Origin of the sequence: Mycolicibacterium iranicum (assembly GCF_002101705.1) — a bacterium.
GTDB lineage: Bacteria > Actinomycetota > Actinomycetes > Mycobacteriales > Mycobacteriaceae > Mycobacterium > Mycobacterium iranicum.
Genome location: NZ_LQPC01000013.1, coordinates 1 through 11095, shown reverse-complemented (window position 1 = coordinate 11095; position 11095 = coordinate 1). Strand labels below are relative to the sequence as shown.

Here is an 11095-nt window from a genome sequence, read left to right as displayed (position 1 = left end):
AGCACGCCGGCACCTTCACCCATCACGAAGCCATCACGACGCGCATCGAACGGACGCGACACCCCAGACGGCGACAGCGCCCCCATGCAGCGGAAGGCGGAGAGCGGGAGCTCATAGATTCCCGCTTCCGAGCCGCCGACCAGCACCGCGTCCACTTCACCCAGGCGCAACATGCGGATACCTGCGACGATCGCGTCTGCACCGCTTGAGCATGCCGAAACAACTGAACACGCAGGACCCTCGAGACCGTGACGCATCGCCAGCACGCTGGCCGCCGCATTGCACATCGCCTTGGGGACGTCGGGGAAGTTCAAGGTGCCTGCGGCTTGCAGCGTGCCCTGTCCGCCTTCCCCCGACCCCACGACGCAGCCGATCCGCTCCGGCGCTACTGGTGCGCCGTTTTCGACCCAGCCGGCCTTTGTGAGCGCTTCCTGGGCCGCCACGACCGCGAATTGGGTGAAGCGGTCGTAGGACTCAATCTCCTCCGGGGTGAGGAAGTCGGCGGGCTTGAAGTCCGAGCAGGCCGCTACGCCGTCGACGACGACGCCCGCTTCACCCGCCGACCATCGATCCAACAGGCGCTGTGCGCCGACGCCGAGTGGGGACACTGCACCAAATCCCGTGACCACCACGCGGCGGTGACTCATTCGTCGTCCTCAGAGGCCTTCGGCTCGTTACTGTTGACCTTGCGGTGAATCAGCTTGACCATTCCGCCGAGGTCCGTGATGCCCTCAGCGTCGCTGGGACGAACACGCACTCCGTACTTTCGTTGCGCGACCTGCGCAATCTCGACCATGTCGAGTGAATCGAGGTCGAGCTCCTCCATCGTCGCCGAGTCGTCGATCTGATCTTCGTCGATGTCGAGCTCCTCGACGAGGAGTTTGACGATCATCGCCTTTATCTCCTCTTGGGATACCGTCTCAGTCGAAGTCGTGTCCACCACGCGCGTCACCTTTCCATTGCTTTACGCGACCAGCCAATTATCCGAAACCTGGGGCTCCTGCCCTGATTTGCGCAGGTCACGATTGACCCACAGCAGGAACTCCCCCTCCCTTGGCGGGGATGGCTCGTACGGCAGTGTGGGCATGGGCTGCCCCGTCGCGTCGCTCATCCGAGAGCACATCTCCGTTGCCATCGCTTGCATGCGCGAGACACTCTTGTGCATGTGCGCACGCATCTGCTCAGAGTCAAGGGCGCGCAACGGTGTTGTGAACAAGTTCTCCATATGCGAGTCGGTCATTTGAGGCACACCGACCTGCGTCAGGTCCTTCTCGGCGGCGCCCCACTCCATGAAGCGGCTCTGCATGAACACGTTGAGTTCTGTGGCATGGAGCAGCAGCGGCTGCAGCGATCGCATCAGGTCGATGTCGAGCAGGCTCCCGCTGCGGAACAGCGTCATCAGGAGCGCGAAGTAGTTACTGTTGTCCCACGCGAGCTTGCAGCCAGTGGCCTCTGGTTGGCCGTACACCGCAAGCGCGCCGGGAAAGACGTCCCGCAGAATGGTGACAATTCCGAGCATCGAGCGGTTGTGTTGCCGTACCCGCTGGGTGAATTCGGCGCCGTCGTCGCCGTCGAGGTGACGGCGGATGAGGTCGGTCAGCAGCGTATTACTGATTGCGCCCGTGTCATGGCCGGTGGAGTACATGGGATTTATGAACACACCCGCCTCCCCGGACAGCGCCCAGCGCTGCCGCGAGAACGTACGGCGAACCGTGTGCGTGTACCGCCGGCGCTTCAGGAAGTCCATGACACCGTCCGCCGTTGGCGGTAGGTGAGCGGCTACCTGCGGTTCGACTTCGCGAAGGAAATCGAGCAGTGCATCGTATCTGCGGATCCGCTCATACGGTACGTGCGCCGGATCGGTCACGACCCCAACGCTGCACGAGCCGGATCCGAGGTTGATCACCCACATCCAAAATCCCCGGCCGACAAACAGGTTCGTGCTTCGGAAGCGTGTCCCGCTCGGTACACGCGCGCGCCATGCCGGATCTTGCGACCAATCGTCGATCTTCAACTGATAGGGGACCCGGAAGAAGCTGCAGTTCTCGTTGTTCGGGATGGGGAGTTCGCTCGCCAGGTCTAGCTGTTGCCGTAGCAACCGTCGGGGCCCGGATGCGTCCACCACCCAACGCGCTCCGATCTCCCTCTTGCGCCCGACCGATTCGACGGCGAGGGTGTGGCGGTCGGGCTTGAAGTCCACGTGCGAAACCGCTGTGCTGTCGAGGATCTCGATCCCGCGGTCAGCCGCGAGCGACACCATGTGGTTCTCGATGACGCCACGATCGATGTGGAAGTTGGCCAGCGGCGAGAAGCGCGCCAAGCCGATCTCATGCCGTTGGGCAATGTCCTTGTTGCCGTCGTCTCCGGGGCACCACCACCGCAGTCCCATCTTCTTTAAGTGCTCGGATTCGAGGTGGTTGCGGATACCGATGACGTCGTTGAAGTAATGAGCAGCCACGTCTGCCAGCGACTCGCCGACCTTGAATGCGGTGGGCGGCACCGGATACGTGGATTTCTCGAGAACTGCGATGCGAGTCTGCGGCCGCAAGTCGTGGAGCTGCAGCGCGGCGCTCAGGCCACTTGCCCCGCCACCGATTATCGCGACGTCGTAGTCCTGGTTCGCCACGCTCGAGCCCTCCTCATGAAGTGGGGGTGACCCATCCCCCGGGGTGCGAAAACGCGCTCGCAGACCGACGCTACCAAACGGTGGGGCCGAGGTATATAGGTTTGCCGGATCTGTTTGCCAGTATCGTGCAATAGTGGATGCCATGGACATCCTCCGAACCCCGTCCGATCGGTTCAGTAGTTTGCCCGGCTTCCCATTCGAGGCACGCTTCATCGACTTTGAGGAAGTGCGTATCGCGCGGGTTGATGAAGGAAGCGGCCCTCCGATCCTGATGATTCACGGACAGCCGACTTGGTCGTTCCTGTTCCGCAAGTGCATTCCACCCTTGGTCGCTGCGGGTTACCGGTGCATCGCACCGGACCTGCCCGGATTCGGGCGCTCCGATAAGCCCGCCGACATCGGCTGGTACTCCTATGAACGGCATGTCGAAGTCTTGGCCAAGCTCGTGAGGGACCTCGACCTACACGACGTCACGCTGTTGCTGCACGACTGGGGCGGCCCGATCGGGTTGCGCCTTGCAACGGGCGAGGTGGGTGACCGGATCAGCCGCATCGTCGCGATGGAGACCGTGGCCGTCACGGGGGACTTCGACCTGGGCGAGGTCTGGCACCTCTTCCGTCAGATCGTTGCCGAGCGCGACCCCGTTCCCTGTGGACGGCTGGTACGGATGGGCTGTCACACCCGGCCGTCCCGTGAGGTCGTCAAGGGATACGACGCGCCCTATCCCACCCGGGCGTATCAAGCCGGCGTGCGCGCCTTCCCCGAACTCATCCCCCGGACCCCGGACTCCCCTGGCGCATCGGCAAATCGCGACGTCGTTACGGCGTTAGCTCACGATGACCGACCGGTGCTGTTGATGTGGGGCGAACACGACCTGATTTTCCCGCGTGAGCGCCTCGCTGATCGGCTTCGCGCGATCTTCCGCGATGCGCGAGATCCGCTCGTGATCCCGGGGGCCGGTCACTTCGTATTCGAGGACCAAGCCGAGTTCATCGCGACGACCCTGGCCAGGTGGTTGTCATCTCCCAAGGCGATCGTCGGCGCTCAATCCTGAGTTTTGGGAAGGGCCGCGAGCATGTCGGCGGTGACGGGCTCCGTTGCCATCGCGTGGAAGCCGCCGTCCACATGAATTATCTCGCCGGTGATGCCAGCCGACCAGGCTGACAGCAGGAAGCACACCGTTCGTGCAACCGGCCCCGGGTCGGCGATGTCCCAGCCGAGGGGGGCGCGGCGCTGCCATACGCCGGCGATCTGGTCGAAGCCGGGAATCGCGCTTGCTGACACGGTGTCTAGCGGGCCGGCGGATACCAGGTTGACGCGGATGCCTGAAGGTCCGAGGTCGCGCGCCAGGTAACGGCTCACGGCCTCCAGCGCTGCTTTGGCCACTCCCATCCAGTCGTAAAGCGGCCACGCGAACTGTGCGTCGAAGTCCAGACCGACCACCGAGCCGCCGTTCTTGAGCAGTGGCGCCAGCGCGACCGCCAACGCTTTCAACGAGTAGGCACTGGTGCGGAAAGCCTCGATCGCACTGTTCGCCGGCGCATCGAGGAAGCCACCGCCGAGCGCGTCGAGCGGAGCGAAGGCGATGGCGTGCAGCACGCCGTCGAGCCGGCCCCAGCGCCCCTGTAGGTCGGCCGCCAAATTGGCGAGGTGGTCTTCGCTGTTGACGTCGAGCTCGAGCACGTCCGCGGGGGCGGGCAGCTGCTGGGCTGCGCGACTGGTGATCCGGCGCGCGCGCCCGAATGAGGTCAGTATGACCTCGGCACCGGCACGTTGGGCCTGCTCGGCGACAGCGAACGCGATGGAATTCTCGGTGAGGACACCGGTGATCAACAGGCGTCGGCCTGCAAGAATGCGCTCATCCATTGGTCATCGCCCCGGCCAGCGGTGTGTCTTCGGTCCCGTTGAGCCGCCTTGTGACGAAGCGCGCCAGCTCAACGGGTGTTGGATGGTCGAACGTGACGGTAGCCGGAAGTCGGATACCGGTCGCCAAGGCGAGACGGTTGCGCAACTCGATCGCGTCCAACGAATCAAACTCCAACTCCTTGACAGTGAGGTTCGGATCAATCGCCGACGCCGTCGGATACCCAAGCACGGTGGCGATCTGCCCGCGGATCTCGTTGAGGACGAGCGCCTCGCGCTCGGCATCCGGCGTCTCAGCGAATCGGCGTAGCAGTGCCGAAGACCCGCCCGACGATTTGCGCCCACGCACGAGACCTTGCAGCAGCGGAGGCAACATCCCCTCCGCTGCCAGGCCGCGCACGGCTGACATGTCGACACGCACTGGCAGCAGCACAGCCCGTCCGCAGGCGCGCGCGGCGTCAAAAAGCTCAAGGCCCTGCTCGGGCTGCAGCGACGCGACGCCCAGGCGTGCGATACGAGCCAGGTCGGTCTCGCCGAGCGCTGCCGTCATACCGGCCGCCTCCTCCCACAGTCCCCACGCGAGGGACTGGGCCGGTAAACCATGCAGTTGTCGGCGCTGCGCCAGCGCATCGAGGTAGGCGTTGGCGGCCGCGTAATTGCCCTGCCCCCCGCTACCAAGAGTGCCGGCGACTGAGCTGAATAACACGAACTGCGAGAGGTCGACATCGCGCGTGAGCTCGTCGAGGTGGCTTGCGGAGACCGCCTTGACGGCCAGCACGCGCTCGACTTGCTCCGCAGTCAGCGTCTCGATTGTCGCGTCCGAGACGCTTCCGGCGGCGTGCACCACCACGGTCAGCGGATGCTCCTCGGGAATCGCATCGATCACCGCGGCGAGCTGCGCTCGATCGGTGACATCACAGGCGACGATCGTGACTTCGCAGCCATGTGCCGCGAGCTCCGCTGCGAGCTGGTCTGCGCCGGGCGTCCCCCGGCCGCGTCGGCCGATGAGCATCAACCGACGCACGCCATGCGCCACGGCGAGGTGACGGGCGACGTGGGCACCGAGCGCACCCGTGCCCCCGGTGATCAGGACGGTGCCGTCCTGCCTCGGCGGCTGGGGGATCGTGAGCACAGCCTTGCCGATGTGGCGCGCCTCGCGTACGTGGCGGAAAGCGTCGGCCGCCTGACGTATGTCGAACGCGGCGAGCGGCGGCAGGTCAAGCGCCCGCGACTCGAACAACGTGGCGAGCTCGGTGAGCATCACCTGAATACGCTCAGGCCCTGCTTCGGTCAGGTCGAACGCGCGGTAGTGGACACCCGGGTGGTCGGCGCTCACCATATCCGCATCGCGCACATCGGTCTTGCCCATCTCGATGAAGCGGCCACCACGCGGAAGCAGCGCGAGCGATGCGTCGACGAACTCGCCGGCCAGCGCGTCCAGCACGACGTCGACGCCAGCGCCTCGAGTCGCCGCACTGAAACGGTCTTTGAACGTCAGATCACGCGACGAAGCGAGGTGCGTCGCGTCGATGCCCTGGGCGCGCAGCGTCGCCCATTTGGCGGGGCTTGCCGTCGCGTACACCTCCGCGCCGAGGTGCCGCGCGAGTGCGCACGCGGCCATGCCGACACCGCCGGCGGCGGAATGGATCAACACCCGCTCTCCGCGCTGCAGCCCCGCGAGGTCCACGAGGGCGTAGTACGCGGTCAAGAAGATGGTCGGCGCTGCGGCCGCTTCGATGAACGACCAACCGGCGGGCACGCGGATCAGCAGGCGGTGATCAGTGACTCCGGTAGGCCCGAACGCTTCCGGAATCAGCCCCATCACGCGGTCGCCGGGTGCGACCCCCGACACCTGATCGCCGACCTCGAGCACGACGCCCGCTCCCTCGCCGCCCAGCGGCGCCCGTCCGGGATAGTGCCCCAGCGCGATCAAGACATCGCGGAAGTTCAGCCCCGCCGCGCGTATCGCGACACGGACTTCAGTCGGGCCCAAAGCAGCGTTGGCGCGCGCCGCGGGGACGAATGTCAAGTCGTCGAGCGTCGCGCACCGCTCAGAGTCCAGGTGCCAATCGCCATGTTCGGGCACTGCGAGGCCGCCGGTGGCGGTTACAGGCACCAGCCGTGGCGCATGCAGGCGTCCCGCCCGCACGGCGATCTGCGGTTCATCGGTGTCGAGCACCGCAGACCACCGGATCTCCTCGACCTCATCGGCGTCGACGAGAAGGAATGCCCCGGGATGTTCGGACTGCGCCGAACGCACGAGTCCCCACACCGCTGCGCCGTCCGGATCGGGCTCTTCACCGGCGGTGATCGCGACGGCGCGCCGCGTGACGACGGCGAGACGCGTCGCCCGCAGCCGATCCTCGGCGAGCCATTCCTGCAGTAGCGCAAGGGTGGCTTGCACGGGATCGTCCTCCCCCGACAGGTATGCGACCGCTATGTCTGCATCCTGCGCCTCATCGGCGAGTGCGGTGGTGCTGGCCTCGCCTAAGACGATGATGGCTGGTTCACCATTGTTTTGCCTCGGTGACAGCGCGACCCAGTCGATCGCGAAGAGGGCGCCGCGGCCTCCGCGGACACCCGACAATTGGCTCTGCTCAACGCGGCGCACGGCAAGTTGGTTGACCCGCACGACGAGGGCACCCGACGCGTCCACCGCCTCGAGGCTCAGCGTGTCCGGTGAAGTCATGGTCAGCGCGACGCGCACCGCCGCGGCACCGCCACGCCCGACGTGCACGCCCGAGAACGAGAACGGCAGCGCCACTGTGCCCTCTTCCAGGTCGGTCATAGCGGTCGCGGCGGTATGGGAGCACGCGTCGAGCAACGCAGGGTGGATGACGAAGCCAGCGGCGCGGGCGGCGGTCTCCGGATTCAGGGCAACCTCGGCGAGCAGTGCGCCGTCGCGCCGCCATGCTGCGCGCACCCCTTGGAACGTCGGGCCGTACTGGAGGCCGTATCCGGCCAGACGTTCGTAGAGGGCGCCCACGTCGACTGGTTCGGCGTCCTGCGGCGGCCAGGTGCCGGCGAGCAGATCCGAGGGCGCCTGCTGGTGATCATCGGAGACCAGTGTGCCGCTGGCATGGCGCACCCACTCTGCGCCGTGGTCGGGTGATGCAGGGCGGGAGTAGATGGCGACCCGGCGAGGCTCCTCGCCACTGCCGGTGACCGACACCTGCAGCTCGACGGCCTCGCTGTCCGTGACCAGCAACGGCACCTCGAGGACGAGCTCGTCGACGACGGGAAACCCGGCATGGGTGCCCGCGTGCAGCGCAAGCTCGACCAGCGCTGTCCCTGGAACCACGGTCCGATCGAGGATCGCGTGATCTGCCAGCCATGGATCGGTCGCGCTCGAGATGCGGCCCGTGAACAGCCAGCCGCCGTTGTCGGCGGTCCTTACAGCGGCGCCCAGCAGTGGATGTCCGGCCGATGCGAGCCCGGCCGCCGACAGGTCGCCGAGCGCGCCGTCCCCAGCCCGCCAGTAGCGTCGACGTTGGAAGGGGTACACGGGAAGGTCGACTTGGCGGGCATGCATCGGCTCGTAGACTGCCCGCCAGTCCACGCTCACGCCGTCAACATGGGCGGCGGAGATCATCTGCAGCAGTGTCCGCGTCTCGGAGCCTTTAGCGCGCATGCTGGGAAGCGCCAGTGGGGCGTGCTCAGCGTCACTGAGACAGTCCTGTGCCATCGCGGTCAGCACGCTGTCTGGCCCCACTTCGACATAGCGGACGGCGCCGAGTTTGGCCAACGTCGTGACACCGGCGGCGAAGCACACCGGCTCTCGCACCTGTCGGGCCCAGTAGGCCGGAGAGATGGCCTGCTCGTCCGTCAGCAGCTCACCAGTCACATTCGAAGCGATCGGTATCCGCGGTGGGGACAACGTGACAGCGGAGACGGCGTCGGTGAAATCGCTGAGCATCGCGTCCATCGACGGGGAGTGAAAAGCGTGACTGACATTCAGCCGCGTGGTCTTGCGCCCGCGCTCTCGCCAGTGACGCTCCGCCTCCGCGATAGCTGCCCGTCCACCGGACAACACGCAGGCGGCGGGGCCGTTGACCGCGGCGAGGGCGAGGGCACCGTCATATAACGCCATTCGTTCCCCCAACTCGTCCTTGGTGGCTTGGACGGCGAGCATCGCGCCGCCCGTGGGCAGCCCTCCCATCAGGCGCCCGCGTGCGGCGACGAGTGCGCAGGCATCGGCTAGGGACAACACGCCTGCGACGTTCGCAGCGACGAGTTCACCTATCGAGTGGCCGATCAGCAGGTCGGGCAGAACGCCCCATGCCCGCAACTGCGCCGCGAGCGCAAATTCAACGGCGAACAGTGCCGGCTGGGTATATTCGGTGCGGCCCAGTAGCTCCGACTCCGGATCACCCCCCGCGGCGAAGATGATGTCGCGCAGGCGACGACCCAGGTGAGTGTCGAAGTGCGTGCACGCTTCGTCGAAGGCTGTGGCGAACGCGGGGAAAGCGTCGTAAAGCGCCCTCCCCATCCCCGGATGCTGAGCGCCCTGGCCGGTGAACGTGAACGCCGTCTGGCCGCTGCGCATGCGGCCCTGAATCAACCCTGCGGCGCGGTCATGGCCGGCCAGCGCGCCGACGCCGGCGAGCAGCTCTTCGCGCCCGCCGCCGATGATTGCAGCTCGGTGCTCGAGCTGCGCGCGGCCGGTGGCAAGCGTCCATGCGACGTCGAGATCGCGCTGGTCGGGATGGCGTCGCAGGTGCGCTTGAAGCCGCTGCGCCTGCGCGTGGAGCGCAGCAGGGGTCTTGGCGGAGAGCAGCCACACCCTCGTGCCCGGGTCGCGTGCAGGTTCGGGTGGTGGACCGTCGGCCGCCTCGGCGGGTGTTTCAGCGATGATGACGTGGGCGTTCGTGCCGCTCACACTGAAGGAACTCACCCCCGCCCGTCGCGGGCGCTTCCCCGCCGGCCACGCCCGCGACTCGCTGAGAACTTCGACCCCGCCCGCTGACCAGTCCACATAGGGCGACAGGTGCTCCGCATGCAGCGTTCGGGGCAGCATCTCGTGGCGCAGCGCCTGCACCATCTTGATGACGCCCGCGACGCCCGCCGCAGCCACCGAGTGACCGATATTCGACTTGATCGTCCCTACCGCCAGCGGTCCGTTGGTGCGGTCGCGCCCATAGGTCGCCAGTAGGGCTTGTGCCTCGATGGGGTCGCCCAGCGGGGTGCCGGTGCCGTGGGCCTCGACCGCATCGACGTCGCTTGGCATCAGGCGTGCGTTTGCTAACGCTTGTCGGATCACCCGTTCTTGGGCGGGCCCGTTCGGTGCGGTCAGACCGTTGCTGGCACCATCCTGATTGGTTGCTGACCCGGCGATGACTGCCAGGACCTGATGGTTGCGGCTACGCGCTTGGGACAGGCGTTCGAGCACGAGGAGTCCCGCGCCCTCCGCCCAGCCGGCGCCGTCGGCTTCGGCGCTGAAGGCCTTGCAACGACCGTCCCGCGCGACACCGCGCTGGCGACTGAATTCGGTGAACAGAATCGGTGTGCCCAGGACCGTCACCCCACCGGCGAGCGACAGCGAGCACTCACCGCTTCGCAGCGCCTGGCAGGCGAGATGTAGCGCCACGAGCGAGGACGAGCACGCGGTGTCGACCGAAACCGCCGGCCCCTCCAGCCCTAGCGAGTAGGCCACGCGGCCGGATACCACGCTGCCGGCCAACCCGAAGGCAACGTAACCTTCAAGTTCAGGTGGCACGCTGGTGCCGATGCCGTAGTCAAGGGACCCGATGCCGGCGAAGACGCCGGCGTTTAGCCCGCGGACCGACTGAGGGTCGATGCCGGCGTGCTCCAACGCCTCCCACGCGACCTCGAGGAGCATCCGCTGTTGGGGGTCCATCGCGAGTGCTTCCCGCGCATTGATGCCGAAGAATTCCGCGTCGAATTCGGCGGCGTCGTAAACAAATCCACCTTCGCGTGCGTAGCTGGTGCCGGAGTGGTCCGGATCGGGGTCATACAGCCGGTCGATGTCCCAGCCCCGGTCGCCGGGCAATTTCCCGATCGCGTCGGTGCCGGTCGCCACGAGTTCCCAGAGATCCTCGGGCGACCGTACTCCACCCGGGTAACGGCAGCCGATTCCGACGATCGCGATCGGTTCGTCGCGCTGGTCCTCGAGCTCCTGCACGCGCCGTTTGGCCAGGCGCAGCTCCTGCGTGATCTTGCGGAGATACTGGCTGAGCTCTTCTTTCGTCGTCATAGGGCGCCGAACTCCTTATCGATGAGAGCGAGTACCTCTGAATCTGAGCCTGATTCGAGTACGTCGTCAGCCGCGTGACTGGTCTTGCCACTCGCGCCGGCTACAACGGCCTGCAGGCGACGCAGGCGATGATTGATCGCGTCGAGGTCGCCGTTGAGGCGGCGTGCCTCATCTCTCAGCAGCGATTCGAGCAAGGCTTCAACGGTGTTGAGGCCTCGGTCGATGGCGGCGCGTTCGTCCTCACCCGCGTCGCGGCGACCATGCAGTTCGCTGGTGATGAGTGTGGCGACGGCGGTGGGTGTGGGGTGGTCGAAAATGAGGGTGGCTGGGAGTCGCAGTCCGGTGACTTGTGCCAGTCGGTTGCGTAGTTCTACGGCCGATAGTGAGTCGAA

General features: G+C 66.4%; 7 protein-coding genes. 1 reads left to right on the top strand and 6 read right to left on the bottom strand.

Annotation, left to right across the window (positions count from 1 at the left end; translation table 11 throughout):
- The 3 genes from AWC12_RS02360 to AWC12_RS02350 all read right to left on the bottom strand — a co-directional run.
- A partial coding sequence (locus AWC12_RS02360) for a beta-ketoacyl-[acyl-carrier-protein] synthase family protein (RefSeq protein ID WP_272937548.1) occupies positions 1-647 on the bottom strand: 647 nt, incomplete at its 3' end.
- Positions 644-943, bottom strand: a complete 300-nt coding sequence (locus AWC12_RS02355; protein WP_133054359.1) for an acyl carrier protein — start codon at positions 941-943, stop codon at positions 644-646. The genes AWC12_RS02360 and AWC12_RS02355, both read right to left, overlap by 4 nt.
- A gap of 21 nt (positions 944-964) precedes the next feature.
- Positions 965-2626, bottom strand: coding sequence for an FAD-dependent monooxygenase (locus tag AWC12_RS02350; RefSeq protein WP_083083146.1), 1662 nt, complete (start codon positions 2624-2626; stop codon positions 965-967).
- Between the two features lie 142 nt (positions 2627-2768).
- Here AWC12_RS02350 and AWC12_RS02345 point away from each other — a divergent pair, with 142 nt between their 5' ends.
- Entirely contained in the window at positions 2769-3680 is a 912-nt protein-coding gene (locus tag AWC12_RS02345) for a haloalkane dehalogenase (RefSeq protein ID WP_083083150.1), read from the top strand.
- Here the strand turns inward: AWC12_RS02345 and fabI are convergent.
- The 3 genes from fabI to AWC12_RS02330 form a co-directional block, all read right to left on the bottom strand.
- Positions 3671-4492 (bottom strand): enoyl-ACP reductase FabI, encoded by an 822-nt coding sequence (gene fabI, locus AWC12_RS02340; protein WP_083083144.1) that lies wholly within the window; start codon positions 4490-4492, stop codon positions 3671-3673. The genes AWC12_RS02345 and fabI overlap by 10 nt on opposite strands.
- Complete coding sequence (locus AWC12_RS02335) at positions 4485-10703, bottom strand: type I polyketide synthase (RefSeq protein WP_083083142.1); 6219 nt, start codon at positions 10701-10703, stop codon at positions 4485-4487. The genes fabI and AWC12_RS02335 overlap by 8 nt, the downstream gene beginning before the upstream one ends.
- Positions 10700-11095: acyl carrier protein (locus AWC12_RS02330; protein ID WP_133054357.1), on the bottom strand; the 396-nt coding region annotated here is incomplete at its 5' end. The genes AWC12_RS02330 and AWC12_RS02335, both read right to left, overlap by 4 nt.

Bases quoted from the DNA above. Each gene is read 5' to 3' on its own strand.
- AWC12_RS02335 (WP_083083142.1), bottom strand. From the start codon at position 10,703: ATGACGACGAAAGAAGAGCTCAGCCAGTATCTCCGCAAGATCACGCAG.
- fabI (WP_083083144.1), bottom strand. From the start codon at position 4,492: ATGGATGAGCGCATTCTTGCAGGCCGACGCCTGTTGATCACCGGTGTC.
- AWC12_RS02345 (WP_083083150.1), top strand. From the start codon at position 2,769: ATGGACATCCTCCGAACCCCGTCCGATCGGTTCAGTAGTTTGCCCGGC.